The organism is Gordonia ajococcus (assembly GCF_012974285.1).
In the GTDB taxonomy this organism is placed as follows: domain Bacteria; phylum Actinomycetota; class Actinomycetes; order Mycobacteriales; family Mycobacteriaceae; genus Gordonia; species Gordonia amicalis.
In genome coordinates, this window is record NZ_CP052884.1 from 1,383,037 (window position 1) to 1,400,074 (window position 17,038).

General features: G+C 67.4%; 15 protein-coding genes. 13 read left to right on the forward strand and 2 right to left on the reverse strand.

The window, feature by feature from the left end; genetic code table 11:
• The first annotated feature begins 17 nt into the window (after positions 1-17).
• From GAA2_RS06335 to GAA2_RS06365, 7 genes are all read left to right on the forward strand, one after another.
• Positions 18-1,493 carry a carboxyl transferase domain-containing protein gene (locus tag GAA2_RS06335; protein ID WP_191834822.1) on the forward strand — a complete coding sequence of 492 codons (1,476 nt, stop codon included), beginning with the start codon at positions 18-20 and terminating at the stop codon, positions 1,491-1,493.
• Positions 1,490-1,888 (forward strand): NUDIX hydrolase, encoded by a 399-nt coding sequence (locus GAA2_RS06340; protein ID WP_024499981.1) that lies wholly within the window; start codon positions 1,490-1,492, stop codon positions 1,886-1,888. The genes GAA2_RS06335 and GAA2_RS06340 overlap by 4 nt, the downstream gene beginning before the upstream one ends.
• 217 nt (positions 1,889-2,105) lie before the next feature.
• A complete protein-coding gene (locus tag GAA2_RS23105; protein ID WP_238555684.1) occupies positions 2,106-2,291 on the forward strand; it encodes a hypothetical protein in 186 nt (61 codons plus the stop codon).
• 282 nt (positions 2,292-2,573) lie between these two features.
• Positions 2,574-2,870 (forward strand): hypothetical protein, encoded by a 297-nt coding sequence (locus tag GAA2_RS06350; protein WP_024499983.1) that lies wholly within the window; start codon positions 2,574-2,576, stop codon positions 2,868-2,870.
• Complete coding sequence (locus GAA2_RS06355; protein ID WP_191834823.1) at positions 2,867-3,172, forward strand: hypothetical protein; 306 nt, start codon at positions 2,867-2,869, stop codon at positions 3,170-3,172. The genes GAA2_RS06350 and GAA2_RS06355 overlap by 4 nt, the downstream gene beginning before the upstream one ends.
• Positions 3,173-3,251: 79 nt before the next feature.
• Positions 3,252-3,872: a nitroreductase family protein gene (locus GAA2_RS06360; protein ID WP_191834824.1), complete on the forward strand. Its 621-nt coding sequence runs from the start codon at positions 3,252-3,254 to the stop codon at positions 3,870-3,872.
• A gap of 17 nt (positions 3,873-3,889) precedes the next feature.
• Entirely contained in the window at positions 3,890-4,531 is a 642-nt protein-coding gene (locus tag GAA2_RS06365; protein WP_191834825.1) for a TetR/AcrR family transcriptional regulator, read from the forward strand.
• Here GAA2_RS06365 and GAA2_RS06370 read toward each other — a convergent pair whose 3' ends face one another.
• Positions 4,532-6,178 (reverse strand): class I adenylate-forming enzyme family protein, encoded by a 1,647-nt coding sequence (locus tag GAA2_RS06370; RefSeq protein ID WP_006436145.1) that lies wholly within the window; start codon positions 6,176-6,178, stop codon positions 4,532-4,534. It lies immediately after the preceding gene.
• Positions 6,179-6,274: 96 nt separating this feature from the next.
• On the opposite strand from GAA2_RS06370, the gene GAA2_RS06375 reads away from it, so the two are divergent.
• The 6 genes from GAA2_RS06375 to GAA2_RS06400 all read left to right on the forward strand — a co-directional run bounded on the left by GAA2_RS06375 (position 6,275) and on the right by GAA2_RS06400 (position 13,009).
• Entirely contained in the window at positions 6,275-7,114 is an 840-nt protein-coding gene (locus tag GAA2_RS06375) for a TetR family transcriptional regulator (protein ID WP_024499986.1), read from the forward strand.
• 272 nt (positions 7,115-7,386) lie between these two features.
• The gene (locus tag GAA2_RS06380) at positions 7,387-8,361 is read left to right on the forward strand and encodes a cyclase family protein (protein ID WP_006436147.1); all 975 of its coding nucleotides are present in this window, start codon (positions 7,387-7,389) and stop codon (positions 8,359-8,361) included.
• 40 nt (positions 8,362-8,401) lie between these two features.
• Positions 8,402-10,063 (forward strand): class I adenylate-forming enzyme family protein, encoded by a 1,662-nt coding sequence (locus tag GAA2_RS06385; protein ID WP_006436148.1) that lies wholly within the window; start codon positions 8,402-8,404, stop codon positions 10,061-10,063.
• Entirely contained in the window at positions 10,060-11,295 is a 1,236-nt protein-coding gene (locus tag GAA2_RS06390; RefSeq protein ID WP_006436149.1) for an acyl-CoA dehydrogenase family protein, read from the forward strand. The genes GAA2_RS06385 and GAA2_RS06390 overlap by 4 nt, the downstream gene beginning before the upstream one ends.
• A gap of 225 nt (positions 11,296-11,520) precedes the next feature.
• Positions 11,521-12,213 carry a DUF5336 domain-containing protein gene (locus GAA2_RS06395; protein WP_096273450.1) on the forward strand — a complete coding sequence of 231 codons (693 nt, stop codon included), beginning with the start codon at positions 11,521-11,523 and terminating at the stop codon, positions 12,211-12,213.
• The gene (locus GAA2_RS06400) at positions 12,194-13,009 is read left to right on the forward strand and encodes an SAM-dependent methyltransferase (RefSeq protein ID WP_096273453.1); all 816 of its coding nucleotides are present in this window, start codon (positions 12,194-12,196) and stop codon (positions 13,007-13,009) included. Before GAA2_RS06395 ends, GAA2_RS06400 begins: the two co-directional genes overlap by 20 nt.
• Positions 13,010-13,340: 331 nt before the next feature.
• Here the strand turns inward: GAA2_RS06400 and GAA2_RS06405 are convergent, their stop codons facing one another.
• Positions 13,341-16,919 carry an indolepyruvate ferredoxin oxidoreductase family protein gene (locus tag GAA2_RS06405; protein WP_096273455.1) on the reverse strand — a complete coding sequence of 1,193 codons (3,579 nt, stop codon included), beginning with the start codon at positions 16,917-16,919 and terminating at the stop codon, positions 13,341-13,343.
• Positions 16,920-17,038: the final 119 nt, after the last annotated feature.

Below are 17,038 nucleotides of genomic sequence, written 5' to 3' on the forward strand. Positions count from 1 at the left end.
GGGATACGGTGTGAGGCATGGGTGAACGGGCACGGCTGTCGGCCGTGGACTTGCGGGACATGATCGTCGACGACGGGTCGTGGGAGTCGTTGGACACCTCGATCGTCCGTCCGGCGGTCACCTCCGACGGCGACGACCGTGCCTATGCCGCCGACCTCGCGCGGGCCCGCGAGCGCAGCGGTTCCGACGAATCTGTGATCACGGGGACCGGGCTGATCGGCGGCCGTCGTGCGGCGATCGTCCTCAGCGAGTTCGGTTTTCTCGGTGGGTCCATCGGCCGCGACGCCGGATCACGCATCGTCGACGCGGTCGGCCGGGCCACCCGTGAAGGGCTGCCTCTGATCGCGTTGCCCGCATCGGGCGGCACCCGCATGCAGGAGGGGACCGCGGCGTTCCTCCAGATGGTCGCGATCACCGGGGCCGTCACCGCGCACAAGGCGGCCGGGCTCCCCTACCTCGTCTACCTGCGGCATCCCACGACCGGTGGGGTTTTCGCCTCCTGGGGGTCCCTCGGCCACGTCACCTGGGCGCAACCCGGTGCCCTCGTCGGGTTTCTCGGGCCCCGCGTCTACGAGGGGCTCTACGGCGAACCGTTCCCCGATGGTGTGCAGACGGCCGAGAACCTCGTCCGCACAACGGTCGTCGACGATGTGGTGGAGCCGGAGGCCCTGGCCGGACGTCTGTCGTCGGTGCTGCGGCTGCTGGCGCTGCATGAGAGCCCGAAGCAGTCGAACACGGTTGATGCGCCGCGCCCGACCCCGGGCCAGGTCGTCGATGCCGAAGACGCCTGGGCGAGTGTCCTCGCCACCCGTGAGCCGAGGCGGGCGGGACTCATCGAGTTCCTTGCCCGGGGTGACTCGGCGGCGCTCTCCGATGCGGGTCCACTTCGCTTCGCGCTGAGCAGTTTCGGTGGCCACGTGGCGCTGGTCGTCGGCTACGACCGGCTGTCCCAGGAGAACGGTGAACTGCCCGGTCCCCGACATCTACGGGAGGCGCGTCGGGCGATCATGGCCGCCGGAGACCTCTCGATCCCGATCGTCACCATCATCGACACGCCAGGTGCGGAACTGTCGGTGGTCGCCGAGGAGGGTGGGCTGGCCGCCCAGATCGCGCGCTGCACAGTCGAATTGATCAAGGTTCCGGTACCGACTGTCTCGGTGATGCTCGGCCAGGGCGCCGGCGGAGCGGCACTGGCGCTGTTTCCGGCGGATTTGCGCGTCGCACGTGCCGACGCGTGGCTGTCGCCGTTACCACCGGAAGGAGCCAGCCTGATCGTCCATCGCGACCTCGATCATGCCGACGAGATGGCCGCGCGCCAGGGCATTCTCGCCGGACGACTCGCAGCGCAGGGGATGGTCGACGTCATCGTCGACACCGACTCCGATGCGGACGCGCTGGCCGGGATCCGCGAGGCGATCGGCCGGTATCTCGCGAGTTCGCCGACGCCGGATCCGCGAGCGCGCACCCGGGTACCCGCGGCGGACGTGCGATGACCAGGCGCATCGTCGCGGTCGGAGCGGTGCTCACCGACGACGAGGGTCGGGTCCTTCTCATCCAGCGGCGGAACCCGCCGCAGGCCGGGAAGTGGACGGTGCCGGGCGGAAAGGTCGAGCCCGGCGAGTCGATCGAAGCCGCCGTCGTCCGGGAGATGGTGGAGGAAACCGGATTTCGCATCGAAGTGGGGGAGTTGCTGTGGACGGTCGACATCCCCGGCCCCGACGACGTCGTGTTCGAAGTCCATGACTTCTCCGCGCGGATCGTCTCCGGGACACTGTGTGCCGGAGACGACGCCGCTGACGCCGGATGGTTCACCGCCGACGAGCTGGCCGAGTTGCCGGTGACGCGGGGACTGGTCAGCCACCTCCGCAAGCACGGGGTGCTGGGGTAGGGAACCTTGCACAGGCTGTGGACTGAACCAACGGCCTCAACTCCCTCGGAGGTAATCTTCTTGGCCTCGGATGGGGTGAGGGGGAGACTTGTCTGTTGAAGTGGATCCGGACAGCCCGAGAGTGGCGTCGGGGACGCTGGCTCAGCTTTCTGGAGAGGTCGATTCGGCTCCCTTCCTGGGCGCTGCCGAAGTTGCGGCGCAACTGGTGGGGAGCAGTGTGGGGTCTGCACTCGGTGAGTCGAATACGGCGAGTACCGGCGCCAAGCAGGTGGTCAAGGCGAGGTATGACCAGTTCGCGAGTCTCCTGTCGCTGTCGGCGGACACCTACAGCGACTCTGACGCGGAGGCCGCAGCTCGCATCGCGGGTGTTCCCGACATCAACTCCGCGACAAGCGGTAGGTGAGTGTGGCCACTCCCAGTGACGTTCTGAGTTGGAACGTCGACTCCCTGCGAGAGTTGTCCACACGGGCCGCTGCGATCGCCGATGCAATGGTCGGAACGTCAAAGACAATGCGAGACACGATCTATGATCTGGCCTGGACAGGCGGTGGGCGACAAGCTGCTGAAGACCGGGCCGAACGAGAAAGAGAGCAGATCGGCGCGGACTGGGAACGGAACAGACCGACGAACCTCGGAGACCCGGACAATCCCCCCACCGTTGTCATGGTGCGATAGTGTCGCGCCGATGAAGCATCGTGCGCTACTGGCGGATTCCAGGTTTTGGCAGGCAGCCACCGTGGCCGTACCGGTCTCGGTGGTATTCGCCATTTTCGTCTTCATGATTCTGGCCGGGATCACGGACCGACTGAATCCGGAGTGGTCGTTGTCACTGGGAGTGGTGATAGGCATTGCAGGGGTGGTCCTTCTGGCGATCGCTGTCGGCCTATGGTGGCGCCGAACGCCGAGGTGTGCGGGAGCAGCTCTGGGTGTCTTGGCCGCGAGTGTGGTGGTCGCGTATGTCGCGTTGGTGACACTGTGGTGACGAACCCGTCGACGAGGTATCGACGTGAGGACTGGTTCGGACCGGAATCATTCTGCGCGGTGGTGATCGGTCTGTTCCTTATGTCCTTGCCCTACACCGGATTGGCCCCGCGGGAAGCGGTGTGGTTGATCGTCACGCCACCACTCGTGGGTACAGCCCTCGTCGCGCTGAGCGCGACGCCGGTTCGAGGTACGCGTACCGTTCGACGCGTCGGAACCGGCCTCCTCGCGGCGGGTGCCGGAGCCATCATCTCGATACCCGCCCTTGTGGCCGGGGCTGCACTGGGATCGGCCATCGCGTGAACAGCGACGCGCACCGGATGGCGGCGTGGGTGACCACGGCCGGTGGTGCCCGTTGCCCATCGTGTGGAAGATGGGGGACATGACCGAACTCCTTCCCCTGGATCCCGACCAGCTGCTCACGACGACGCGATCGGTGCGCAAACGCCTCGACTACGACCGCCCCGTCCCCCTCGACGTGGTCAAGGAGGCCCTCGAGGTCGCATTGCAGGCGCCGACCGGGAGCAACAGCCAGACCTGGCACTGGATCGTGCTCACCGACCCTGAGCTCAAGCAGAAGGTCGCGGACTACTACGCGCAGTCCTTCTCCCACTACTACGCCGCCCAGCAGCCGCGCGACGAGACCGGCAAGCGGGTCGCGTCGAGCGCGCAATACCTCGCCGACACGATGGGTCAGGTTCCGGTGCTGGTCATTGGTGCCATCTACACCGGCGGTGACCTGCCCGAGGGCAACCAGGCCGGCGTCTGGGGTTCGCTGCTGCCCGGCGCCTGGAGCCTGCAGCTGGCCCTGCGTGCCCGCGGCCTGGGCTCGGCGTGGACCACGCTGCACCTCGCCCACGAAAAGGAGATCGCCGAATTGCTCGGCATCCCGGCGGGCATCCACCAGGGCGTCCTGCTGCCGGTGGCCTACTACACGGGCACCGACTTCAAGCCGGCTCCGCGCAAGCCCCTCGACTCGGTGCTTCACATCGACGGCTGGTGAGTAGAGTGCGGATCACCATGTCCGCCACGAGTGACACACCACCCGTCGAGGCGGGGGACGACCCCCGCCCGCCGACGCGTCGCACCCAGGCCAAGGCGGCCCGCCGCGCCGAGCTGCTCACCGCGGCGGCCCGGCAGATGGCCGAACGCGGATTCGCCGGGGTGCGTCTCGAGGACATCGGGCGCGCGGTCGGGGTGAGCGGGCCCGCCATGTACCGGCACTTCTCGTCCAAGACCGAACTACTGGACGAGATGCTCGTCGACATCAGTCAACGGCTGCACGACGGGGGCGCCGAGGTCGTCGACCGCGGTGGACCGCCGTCCCAGACGTTGTTGGCGCTCATCGGTTTTCACATCGACGTGCTCGTCACGAAACCCGACCTGATCGTGGTCCAGGACCGGGATCTGTCGTCGACGACACCCGAGGCCAATCATCGGGTCCGACTGCTGCAGCGGCGATATGTCGAACGCTGGGTCGACGTCGTGATCGCCGTCTACGAGGGGGAGGGCCGCACCATGGACCGGGCCGAGGCCCGCGTCCGCGTGCACGCGACGTTCGGCCTGCTGAACTCCTCACCGCGGTTGCCCGACTACGACGAGACGCAACTGCGGCGTCTGCTCACCGCGATGGCCTTGGCCGCGCTCGGCTGCCGGGTCTGATCAGCGGAGCTCGCGGCGCAACACCTTGCCGGTCGCGCTGCGCGGGAGAGCGCCGACGATCTCGATCTCGCGCGGATACTTGTATGCGGCCATCCGTTTGCGGCAGAACTCGATGAGTTCGGTCGCGCTGACCTCCGCGCCCGGTTGCAGGGCGACATAGGCACGCGTCGACTCGCCACGGTAGTCGTCGGGGATTCCGACCACCGCCGTCTCGCGTACCGCCGGGTGTGATTGCAGCACCTGTTCTATCTCGAACGGCCAGATCTTGTACCCGGACGCGTTGATCAGGTCGTTGCTGCGGTCGATGACGTAGAACCAACCGTCGGCGTCCATGAATCCCACGTCGCCGGTGCGCATCTCGCCGTTCATCAGTGCCGAGCCGCCATCGTCCACCTGACCCCAGTAGCCGGCGGCGATCTGTGGTCCGGCCGTGACGATCTCACCGAACGTCCCCGGTGGCACCGGGTCCCCGTTCTCGTCGACGACCCGGGCCGTCGTGTCGAAGATCGGCAGACCCACCGAGAGAGCACCGGTTTCGGGGTCGACCGGCGCGAGGACACCGGGCGGGACCATGTGTGTCGGCGACGTCGACTCGGTCTGGCCGTACACGTTGTGGATCATCCCGCCGAGACGTTCGGCGACCCGATCGGCGACCTCGGGTGGTACCGGTGCGCCACCCGAATAACGGAGGCGGAGTGAGCTGAACGCCTCGGGCGACGCGTCGGGGTGATCGGCGAGCGCGATGTACGCGGTGATCGCGGCGACGGAGAAGGCCGGACGCCAGACGCGCACGGCGTCGAGGACCAGACCGGCGTCGAAACGGTGGGTGAGGATGACTGGCGATCGCAGGGACAGCGCCAGCATCACCGAGCCCACCAGCCCGGTGACGTGGAAGACCGGCGACATGCACAGGATCGGTTCGCCGGACTCCAGACCGGTCCAGTCGCGATATGCCTGCGCGCTGAACGCGAGATTGCGGTGCATCAGCTTGGCTCCCTTGGGCGGACCGGTGGTGCCCGACGTCGGAGCCAGTACGGCGACGTCGTCCGGTGCGGGCACGTGCCGACTCACCTCGCGCGAACCCGTGGCGATCAGGTCGAGGAGTTCGACGGTCCCGGCGGCGGCCGGTACCCGGGACACCTCGAACACGCGCCGGATATCGTCGTTGCCGGCGAAGTCGAGCGGGGAGACGGTGATGACGAGTCCGATGGACCCGGTCACCGCGATCTCATCGGCCACCTCCGCATGCAGGTTGTCGAGGACGAGCAGCGCGCTCGGCGTGAAATCGTCCAGCGCCCTACGGAACTCGGAACGCTTGTACATCGGACTGATGAGCGCGGCGACGCCACCCGTCTTCCAGGCCGCGAGAAGCCCGAGGACGATCGACGGTCCGTTCTGCACGGCGATGCCCAACCGGTCGCCGGTCGCGAAACCGTGTGCCTGTAGAGCGTGCGCGAGGGCGTCGGATGCGGCGTCGAGGTCGGCCCAGCTGAGGGTCGCGCCGAAGTAGCGGATCGCCGGACCGTCCGGCGCCGCCGCGAGGGCCGCGTCGAACATGTCGAGCGGGGACCCGAATTCGACATCGAGGTGCTCGGACAGTCCGGACGGGTAGTGGGCCAGCCAGGGACGGCTCTCGTAGGCGTTCATGCGTAGGTGCGTTCGGCGTGACGCGCGGGAAGCGACAGGTTGTGGACCACGAGACGAGTCTACGAAAAACAGGCGGCTCCCCATAAGCTGTTCAGCGTGGTCGAACAACCGGTGACCGACAGCGGCGCCGCCGTGCGCGAGTTGCGCAAGCAGGCGGGCGTGACGCTGCGCGGACTGGCGGCCGGTATCGGGGTGAGCGTCGGGACGATGAGTGCCATCGAGAACGGCAAGGTCGGGCTCACCGTCGACCGCCTGCGCGAGATCGCGCAGTGCCTGGACGTGCCCGTCGCCCGTTTCCTCGAGCCACCGGGATCGGCGAACACCGCCCCCGAGGGAGACCCGGCGGACTGGCGTGTGTTCACACCGCTGACGCTCGACCCGGTGCTGGAGTCGGCGATCGACGTCTTCGAGGAACTCGGCTACCACGGCGCGACGATGCGACTGATCGCCGCCGGAGCCGACATCAGCGTCGCCGGGATCTACCACCACTACCCGAGCAAACAGCATCTGCTCGTGGCACTGGTCAACATTGCACACGCTGACCTGGCGCAACGCCTCGACGCGGCCGGTGACGGCGTCGACGCGGTGACGGCCTTCGCGAACATGGTGGAGGCGCTGACCCTGTTCCACGTCGAGCGACGCGCGCTGGCGCTGGTCCTGGCGACCGAGCTGCGCCGCCTCGAGGAACCCAATCGGACGCACCTGCAGGCGTCGATGGCGCAGATCGAGGGGCGCCTCCTCGATACGGCTCGACGCGCCGCCGACCTCGGCTCGTTCCGGTCCGGGGACCTGTCGGTGGCGACCAAGGCCATCGTCACGATGTGCATGGCCGTTCCGACCTGGACCGACGACGCCGACGCGGTGCAGGGCCGTCGTATCGCCCGTCAGTACGCGAGTCTCGCGCTCGACATGGTGGGCTTCCACTCCGGCCACTAGGTGTCCCCAACTCGTCGTCGTGCATGCCGGGAGACACGCCCCGGTGGGTGAATGTTCAGTGTTCCTGAACTCACCGTCTGTACTGGGCTTTCCCTCTCTTCATTGACAAACCCTGAGACATCACGGGTTTCGCCTCTTGACGGCGGTGTGATCGGGTGCGATGCTCGTCACAATGAACTTCCCGAGCGATCGCTCGAAAAGTTCAGTCCGCAACTTTCAGTTCGCGACCCGGAACCCCCGGTTCCGCTCAGGTTCGAATCAAAGGAGATGAGATGACCGAGATCGCTGCGCCGTCCATGGGAGACCTGCTGGGTGCCGACACCCCGTCGAACTGGGGCAAGTGGGGACCCGACGACGAGGTGGGCGCGCTGAACTACCTCGATGCGAGCGAGGTGCTGCGCGGTGTCGGGCACATCAAGTCGGGTGAGACCTTCACCCTGCAGATCGAGATGGGCCGCAAGGAGAGCCCCGGCGACCCGCTGTGGCCGGGCCGCGAGGGCATCAACCGCACCAACATCCTCGACGAGTCGTCGTGGGACGGTGAAGGCGCGCCGCAGTTCCCCGGTGGTCTGCACTACGCCGACGACACCGCGAACATCTTTCTGCAGGGCTCCACGCAGTACGACGCCCTCGGTCACGTCTGGTACGACGGCAAGCTCTACAACGGCTACGACGCCCGCAGCACCGTCGACGCGCTGGACAAGGCGTCCGTCCTGCCGATCGCCGAGAAGGGTGTCGTCGGCCGTGGCGTGCTGATCGACATGGCCCGCTACCGCGGCAAGAAGTACCTGGAGAAGGGTGAGACCTTCGACCACAACGACCTCGAAGCCGCCGCTGCCGCACAGGGTGTCACCATCGAGCCGCACGACGTCCTGATCATCCGCACCGGATGGCTGACCTACTGGTACGAGCTGAACAACCCGGAGGAGTTCTACGACGGCTTCTGCGAGCCCGGCCTGACCTACTCCCGTGAGCTGGTGCAGTGGTTCCAGGACAAGGAGATCCCGAACCTGGTCACCGACACCATCGCCAACGAGGTCACCACCGATCCGGAATCCGGTGTGGCACTTCCTCTTCACAACGCCCTCATGCGCAACCTGGGTGTCGTGTTCACCGAGATCGTCTGGCTCGAGGAGCTCGCCGAGGCGTGCGCGGCCGACAACCGCTGGAGCTTCCTCTACGTCGCGGCTCCGCTCAAGGTCGTCAGCGGCACCGGTGCGCCGGTGAACCCCGTCGTCATCCGTTGAGCAACAACCTGAGTCATTCGCTGAAAGAGGAACGTCAGACATGAGTGTCTACGACGAGAAGGTGTGGCTGCGCCACTACCGCGAGCAGGATCTCGCGCCGCGGACCATCGAATTCGACACCGCGCTGGACATGTTCGCGGCCACGGTCGCGCGCAACCCGGAAGCCGGCCTGATCCGCTACTTCGACGGATCGATCACGGCCGGTGAGCTCGACGAGCTCACCGACGCGTTCGCCGTCGGCATCCTGGATCTCGGGTTCACTCCGGGCGACCGTGCAGTGGTCTATGCCCAGAACATCCCGCAGTTCGTCATCGCGCAACTCGGCATCTGGAAGGCCGGCGGTATCGCCGTTTCGGCCAACCCGATGTACCGCAGTCGTGAACTCGCCGAGATCCTCGTCGATTCCGGTGCGACCGTGCTGGTCGCGATGCAGCAGCTGTACCGCGACGTCGCGCAGGAAGCATTGCGCGACAACGAGACCGCGGTGCGGACCGTGATCACGACCTCGGAGCTGGAGTACCAGAGCGCGAACAGCGGAACCCTGGCCGGGGTTGAGAAGATCGAGTGCCCCGATACGGTGGACCTGGCGGCGATGCTGGCGAAGTACCGCGGTCAGCGGCCGCCGAAGCCCGACCTGACCGGCGACAGCGTTGCGTTCCTGACCTACACGTCGGGAACCACCGGGCCGCCCAAGGGCGCGATGACCACTCATCGCAACGTCGTCTTCAACGCGCAGACCTACCGCGACTGGGTCGGCGTCGATGCCGATGACGTGATCCTCGGTGTGGCACCGCTCTTCCACATCACCGGTCTCATCGCGCACATCGCACTCGCCGAGCTGACCGGTGCGCCGCTGGTGCTGATGTACCGGATGGACCCGGCGGACACCATCGCGACGATCGCGCGGGAGAAGGCGACCTTCACGGTCGGCTCGATCACGGTGTTCATCGCGCTGATGAACGTGCCGGACGTCGACCCGGCGTCGCTCGCGAGCCTGTCGAAGATCTACTCCGGCGGGGCGCCGATCCCGCCGAGCACGATCGCCGAGTTCCAGCAGCGGTTCGGGCACTACATCCACAACGTGTACGGCCTGACCGAAACCACCTCGCCGTCGCATGCGGTTCCGTTCGGGGTCACGGCCCCGGCCGACGAGGAGACCGGCGCCACCTCGGTGGGAGTTCCCGTCTACGACACGATCGTCCGGATCATCGACGAGCAGGGCAACGACCTGCCCGCCGGCGAGGTCGGCGAGCTGGTCACGGCCGGACCGCAGGTGGTCGCGGGCTACTGGAACAAGCCGGAGGCCACCGCCAAGGGCATCCCGAACGGCACACTGCACACCGGCGACGTCGGATACATGGACGCCGAGGGCTGGTTCTACATCGTCGACCGCAAGAAGGACCAGATCAACACCAGCGGTTTCAAGGTGTGGCCTCGCGAGGTCGAAGACGTTCTGTACGAGCACCCGTCGGTTCGGGAGGCGGCCGTCATCGGTGTGCCGGACTCGTACCGCGGCGAGACCGTGAAGGCGTTCGTGAGTCTGCGACCCGGCACCGACGCCACGCCGGAGGAGCTGATCGATCACTGCAAGACGCGGATGGCGGCGTACAAGTACCCGCGTGAGGTCGTGGTGATGGCCGACATCCCCAAGACGGCCACCGGCAAGCTGCTGCGTCGCGAACTCCGGACGGTGTCACAGTGATTCGTCCGGATCTGACCGTCCGCACTCCGTCCGAGACCCTCGACCTCCGGCCGTCGGCGAGGGCGCTCGAACTGCGGGATGAACTCATCGCGTTCATGCACTCCGACGTCTTCCCGGCGGAGGAGCGCTATGAACACGAGCGTGGTGTCGCCGGCCCCGACGACCACGACGTCCCGGCGGTCGTCGAAGAGCTGAAGCAGAAGGCGCGGGCGCGTGGGCTGTGGAATCTGTTCCTGCCGTCGGAATCCGGGATCAGCCAGCTCGACTACGCCGGTCTGGCGGAGATCACCGGCTGGAGTCTGCATCTGGCTCCCGAGGCGATCAACGGTCAGGCGCCCGACACCGGCAACATGGAGTTGCTGCACCTGTTCGGCACCGACGAGCAGAAGAAGACGTGGCTCGAGCCGCTCCTCGACGGCACGATCCGGTCGGCGTTCTCGATGACCGAGAAGGACGTCGCGAGTTCCGACGCGACGAACATCGAGACCAGCATCGACCGCGACGGCGACTCCTACGTCATCAACGGCCGGAAGTGGTGGACGAGTGGCGCGGCCGACCCGCGCTGCAAGCTGCTCATCGTGATGGGTAAGACCGATCCCGAGGCCGCAACCCATCGGCAGCAGTCGATGGTGCTGGTCCCGATCGACACCCCGGGAGTCACCGTGGTGCGCGACGTGCCGGTGTTCGGTCGTCACGACCAGCACGGCCACGTCGAGGTCGTGTACGAGAACGTCCGTGTCCCCGTCGAGTACCTGCTCGGTGAGGAAGGCGCCGGATTCGCCATGGCGCAGACGCGACTCGGGCCGGGTCGCATCCACCACTGCATGCGCGCGCTGGGCGCCGCCGAACGAGCCCTGCACCACCTGGTCCAGCGGTCGAAGGGGCGCGTCGCCTTCGGTAAGCCGTTGGCCGAGCAGGGTGTCGTCCAACAGCAGATCGCCGAGTCGCGCATCGCGATCGACCAGGCGCGCCTGCTGTGCCAGCTGGCCGCCAAGACGATCGACGAACTCGGAAACAAGGCTGCCGCACCGTATGTCTCGGCAGCCAAGGTGTCGGTGCCGCGGGTGGCGCTCGAGGTCATCGACCGTGCGATCCAGGTCCACGGTGGCGCGGGTGTCAGCGACGACGTGCCACTGGCCGCGATGTACGGATGGCACCGCGCGATGCGCATCTTCGACGGTCCCGACGAGGTGCATCTCCGCACGATCGCCAAGTCGGAACTGCGACGGTGAGCGTTTTCTGCTGGTTGAGTCGGCGCCGTATGGGGTGTGCTGGTTTTGCTGCTGGTTGAGCCGGCACCGAGCGGAGCGAGGAGCCGTGTCGAAGCCACTTCGCGACCGGTCGAATGAATCCTCGGCGGAGGGAGTGCGTCCGGGGGCCGACCGATCTAGTCTGGGCGCTCAGGTCGCGACGCCGCGTGCGCGATCGATCGACCAGCCGTCGGCGAGGAGTGCACCGTGAACGCAGGCGATCCCAACCAGCATCAGGGCGGTCAGTGGTCGCAGGCCCCACAGGGACCTCCGCCGTCCGGTGGAGCCCCCGGCAACCCGGGCGAGACCACCCAGTTCCAGGGCGGCCCGCCCACCGGTGGGGTCCCCGGGCAGCAGTGGGGTCCTCCGGGACCGCAGAACCAGTACCCGACCGGTGGCTGGGGTCCCTCACCCGGCATGGGTCCACAACGGATGGGGCCGCGGCCCGATCTGTCGGTGATCTTCGCCCTCGGCGCGGCGGTCGCCGGCGTCGTCACTTACTTCATGGGTTTCGTCAGCTGGGTGTCGGTGTCGGTGGGAGCCGAGCAGGAACTCGACCGGTGGGGTCGCGACTTCGAGGAAGGACAGGGCGGCATCCCGGCCTTCTTCTCCTACGAGATCGTGCTGAACCCGGGCAAGTTCTTCATCCTGCTCGGGGTGGTGGGGGTCGCGACGTCGCTCGTCCTGGTACCGCGATACCGGAGGGCGCTGCCCTTCCTCGCTGTGATCGCGCTCGGCGGGTGGCTGGCACTGTTCGCGTCGGCGTTGATCATGCCGCCGTTCCTCGACCTCGGCGCCGGCGCCATCGTCGGCCTCATCTTCGGATTCCTGCAGGTGGCCCTGCTGATGACGGCGTCGTTCTTGTACGGTCTGAGGAAGGATGACGCCACCCCTTCCTGACGGACACGCGCGGCCGGCGGGTCTCGTCGAGGACCCGCTGGTGGATGCGCTTCGCCGTGCGGGGTGCGTGTTCGCCGAGGACGAGGCCGGGTTGATCCGCCGACATGCTCGTGACTCGGCCGAGCTCGACGAGATGGTCCGGCGCCGCGTCGCGGGTGAGCCGCTCGAACATCTGCTGGGCTGGGTGCAGTTCGGCGATCACCGCTTGAGTGTCGGCCCAGGAGTGTTCGTGCCGCGTCAGCGGTCGCTGTTGCTGGCGGAAGAAGCTGTCCGGACCGCCGATGAGCGGACGGGACCTGTTGTCGTGGAGGCGTTCTGCGGGGTGGCGCCGATCGCCTCGGTGGTGGCCTCGTCGGTCGCTGACGCGAGAGTGCACGCATCTGACATCGACGCCGCCGCGCTCGTCCATGCCCGTCGCAATCTGCCCGGTGGCGCCTGGATACATCAGGGGTCCGGTTTCGACGCGATGCCCGCGTCGCTGCAGGGACGCATCGATGTGGTCGCGGCCGTCCCGCCGTATGTTCCCGAGCACGCCTTCGGCCTCCTCGCCCCGGAGGCGCGCGACCACGAGCCCCGACGTGCCCTCACCGGAGGCGTGGACGGGCTCGACCACGTCGATGCGCTGATCGTCGACGCGCAGATCTGGCTGTCCGATGACGGAGTGCTGCTCATCGAGATGAACGTCGCACAGTTCGACGAGGTGGCCCGGCGGCGCCGGTCGGGGGAGTTCGTCGTCGACGCGACGTCCGGCGACGACGGCCAGACGGTGGTGGCCGTTCTCACGCGGCGCCACTGAAATCCGCCCCTGAAATCCACCCCGGCCCGAGATCCGCCCCAGAAATCCGCCCCGGCCCGAGATCCGCCCGCAAGAAGTGACCCTGAGAACAACCCTCCAGCGCCCCGCCGGCGACATATCGCCGCCGAGAGGCCCCTGCTGGGGTCGTTTTCCGGGGCGGATTTCCGGGACGGGTGGTTTCCAGGGACAGATTTCTGGGGTGGATTTCGGGAGCGGGCGGATTTCCGGGACGGGTGGTTTCCAGGGGCAGATTTCTGGGGTGGATTTCGGGAGCGGGTGGTTTCCAGGGGCAGATTTCCGGGGCGGTTTTCGGGCCGGGTACCGACGTTCGTCAGACGCCCAGGGCCTGACGCAGCCGGCTGACCTCCGCCCGGTACTTCTCGACGTTGCGCATCTTCACGCTCTCGTAGCCGCGCACCATGTCCGGCAATCCGGCGAGTTCGACGACGGTCGGCAACTGCGACTCGCGGACCTTCCCACTCTCCATCGCGGCCAGCAGTGCGTCGACCATCTCGCGGTACTCGATGATCAGCGCACGTTCGGTGCGGCGGATCTCGTTGCGGCCGAACGGGTCGAGTGCCGTCCCGCGAAGTCGCTTCATCGACGCGAGGGACTTCAGTGGACGGTTCGCCCAGCCGCCGAGAGTCATCTTCTCGCGCATGCCCATCCGGCGCAGTGTCGGCGGATGCAGGCGAACGGCGACCTCGGCATCGTCACCGAACTCCTCGGCCACCTTCGCCGCGAACGCGGCGTCCTGCGTCAGCCGTGCCACCTCGTACTCGTCCTTGTACGCCATCAGCTTGTACAGGTTGCGCGCGACGCCGTCGGTCAACTCCGCACTGCCCACACCCCGGTGCACCCGCTCGACGACGTCGAGATACTCACGCGCGTAACGCTCGTCGGCGTAGGCCGTCAGCTCGTCATAGCGGAGGGCGACGGTGCGTGCCGACTCGTCGCCGAAACCGCCTGCACGGACGACGCCCATCGCGTGCTCGGACGGTTCGGGTTCCGCGGTCGCGGCACCGTGCAGCGAGGCGATGGCCGCCGACACCGCGTCCGCGTCAGCAACTGCCTGACGCCCCCGTCGGAATGCCTGCACGTTGGCATCGACCGCGACCCCGTTCAGCTCGATCGCACGCTCGATCGACGAGGCCGAGATCGCCAGCGCCCCGGCCTGGTACGCGGCTCCCACCATCACCATGTTGGCGAACTGCTCGTCACCGAAAAGGGCCGTCGACAATGCCCCGGAATCCAGGTAGAGGCCGCGTGTCACGTGAGCATCGATCGCCGAATGGATCGCGGTCTCGGCGGGGAAGCCCACCGAGGTGTCGATGACCATGAGCCCGGTGGGCACCTGCGTCGTGGACACCACGGCGACGGTCTTCTCGGGGGCCGCGACCTTCAGGTTGACCGGGTCGGTTCCGACCAGCGGGTCGCAGACGAGGTAGAGGTCGCAGTCGTCGGTGGCCACCTTCGCCGCCTGCTCGACGTCGTGCGGCGCGACCTTGATGTCGCTGACGACGGCGCCGCCCTTCTGCGCCAGACCCGTCATGTCGACGGTGCGGGCGGCGTGACCGTCGAGCACCGCGGCCGTGGCCAGCACCTGAGACACCGTCACCACGCCGGTGCCGCCGATGCCGGTGACCCGCAGGGAGAAGGTGTCGCGCACCGCCGGGAGGGACGGTTCCGGCAGCAGCGCACCGGGAATGTCGCCGGCGCGCTGCCGGGTGCGCGTCGTGCCCGGTGTGACGGTGACGAAGGAGGGGCAGTCGCCCTTCAGGCACGAATAGTCGAGGTTGCAGGAACTCTGGTCGATCTGCGTCTTGCGTCCGAACTCGGTGTGCACCGGATGTACGGACAGGCAGTTCGACTTCTCACCGCAGTCGCCGCACCCCTCACAGATCCGCTCGTTGATCATCACGCGCGTGGTGGGGGTGGGCATGGTGCCGCGCTTGCGCTTACGGCGCTTCTCCGCGGCGCAGTGCTGATCGTGGATGAGCACGGTCACGCCGGGGACACCGGCGAGTTCGGTTTGCACCTCGCCCAGCTCGTCACGATGACGGACCTCCACGTCTTTCGGAAGGCATAGTGCGCGAGTGCGTTTCGGGTCATCGGAGGTCACGACGATTCGGTGGACGCCCTCGTCGAGCAGGAGGGACGTCAGCCGGGGGAGGTCCATCGCGCCGACCGGGTCCTGGCCGCCGGTCATCGCGACCGTGCCGTTGTAGAGCAGTTTGTAGGTGATGTTCTCGCCGGAGGCGACCGCTGCCCGCAGCGCCAGCGATCCCGAATGCATGAAGGTGCCGTCGCCGACGTTCTGCACGAAGTGGTCGGCCGACACGAACGGCGCCATACCGATCCACTGCGCGCCTTCGCCGCCCATCTGCGTGATGCCGGCAACATCGCCGACCTGGCGCGGATCCATCAGCAGAACCATGGCGTGACAACCGATCCCAGCGCCGACGAGGGTGTCCTCGGAGACCTTGGTCGAGCTGTTGTGCGGGCACCCGGAACAGAAGTACGGCGTGCGTACGGCGAGTGGTAGTTCGATCCTGGTCCGACGCCGCGACCGCTTGTCGATCCACGCCTGCGCGGCGTCGACGTGATGCCGTGCGAGACGGTCGGCGAGACCGCGGGTCACGGCGTCGACGTCGAGTTCACCGAACCGGGAGAACAGGGTCGAACCGTCCTCGTGGACCTTGCCGACGATGCGGGGTGCACGCGGGTGGCGGAACAGGATGTCGCGCATCATCGTCTCGATGAAGTCGCGCTTCTCCTCGATGACGATGACCTCGTCGAGATCGCCTCTGGCGGTGTCGAACATGAAGCGGTTCAAGATGTCCCGCTCGATCGGATAGACCATCCCGAGCTTGAGGAGGCGGATGCCGAGACGACGCAGGTCGTCGTCGCTGATATGCATGAGGCGCAAGGCCTCTCGAAGGTCGAGGTAGGTCTTGCCCGCGGCGACGATGCCGATCCGGTCGTCGGGTGTGGACACCACGATCTGGTTGATCCCGTTGAGCCGCGCGTACTCCTGTGCGCGGGGGATGCGGGTGGTGAGCTGGTTCTGCTCGAGTTCCATCAGGTTGGTACCGAGAAGCCGGCCGCTCGGGACATGCGGGCTACGCCCGAGATCTCCATAGGTGGGGATGATCCGATCGGGATCCACGTGGGCGGTCGACGAGCCGTCGGCGACGTGGGCCGAGATCTTCAGCGAGGTCCACAGTCCGCTGACGCGACTCATGATCGCCGCGTGCACGCCGAGGTCGAGGATGTCCTGCGAGTCGGCCGGGTAGAGGATCGGGATGTAGAGGTCGGCCAGGGCCATCTCCGACGCGCACGGCACCGTCGAGGACTTGGCACCCGGATCGTCGCCGACCAGGGCCACCGCACCGCCGGACGGGTGCGTGCCGACCAGATTGGCGTGCCGGATCGCGTCGGTGGCGCGGTCGAGGCCGGGGGCCTTGCCGTACCAGTAGCCGACGACGCCGTCGCGGGACGTGCCGTCGGGAGCAGCGCTCAGCTCGGCAACCTGGGCGGCCACCTGCGAACCCATCACCGAGGTCGCGGCGATCTCCTCGTTCAGGCCGGGGCGGTGGACGATGTCGTAGGGCGCGAGGAGGTCGCGGCGGCGAGCGAGTTCGAGGTCGTAACCGGCGAGGGGAGAGCCCTCGTAGCCGGAGATGAACGACGCGGTGGTCAGGTTCTGGCGACGGTCGACGCGAGCGCGGTCGCGGACCATGCGGACCAGGGCCTGGATGCCGGAGAGGTAGATCGTGCCCGACTCACGGGTATAGCGGTCGTCGAGCGAGAACCCGTCAGGAAGGGGCTCGGACGAGCGTGTTGCTGACAAGCCGGTTTGTGGGGCCGGCACGTGCTGGAAGCGTGCGCGGTCGTCTGCGAGGGTCATGGGGTTACCTGGCCTTCTATGTGCGGTGGCCGGTCCGGTCGTGCCGGGGATCGACGCATCGGTTGTGGCGGCCCGGGGGTGGTGGGCCTGCCACCACAGTACGAGATGACGTGATGCGC

What these genes read in the sequence shown, in the direction of transcription:
- GAA2_RS06360 (WP_191834824.1), top strand. Translation starts at nt 3,252, where the DNA reads ATGACCGAACTCCTTCCCCTGGATCCCGACCAGCTGCTCACGACGACG.
- GAA2_RS06385 (WP_006436148.1), top strand. Translation starts at nt 8,402, where the DNA reads ATGAGTGTCTACGACGAGAAGGTGTGGCTGCGCCACTACCGCGAGCAG.
- GAA2_RS06370 (WP_006436145.1), bottom strand. Translation starts at nt 6,178, where the DNA reads ATGAACGCCTACGAGAGCCGTCCCTGGCTGGCCCACTACCCGTCCGGA.
- GAA2_RS06365 (WP_191834825.1), top strand. Translation starts at nt 3,890, where the DNA reads ATGTCCGCCACGAGTGACACACCACCCGTCGAGGCGGGGGACGACCCC.
- GAA2_RS06400 (WP_096273453.1), top strand. Translation starts at nt 12,194, where the DNA reads ATGACGCCACCCCTTCCTGACGGACACGCGCGGCCGGCGGGTCTCGTC.
- GAA2_RS06340 (WP_024499981.1), top strand. Translation starts at nt 1,490, where the DNA reads ATGACCAGGCGCATCGTCGCGGTCGGAGCGGTGCTCACCGACGACGAG.
- GAA2_RS06380 (WP_006436147.1), top strand. Translation starts at nt 7,387, where the DNA reads ATGACCGAGATCGCTGCGCCGTCCATGGGAGACCTGCTGGGTGCCGAC.
- GAA2_RS06350 (WP_024499983.1), top strand. Translation starts at nt 2,574, where the DNA reads ATGAAGCATCGTGCGCTACTGGCGGATTCCAGGTTTTGGCAGGCAGCC.
- GAA2_RS06405 (WP_096273455.1), bottom strand. Translation starts at nt 16,919, where the DNA reads ATGACCCTCGCAGACGACCGCGCACGCTTCCAGCACGTGCCGGCCCCA.
- GAA2_RS06335 (WP_191834822.1), top strand. Translation starts at nt 18, where the DNA reads ATGGGTGAACGGGCACGGCTGTCGGCCGTGGACTTGCGGGACATGATC.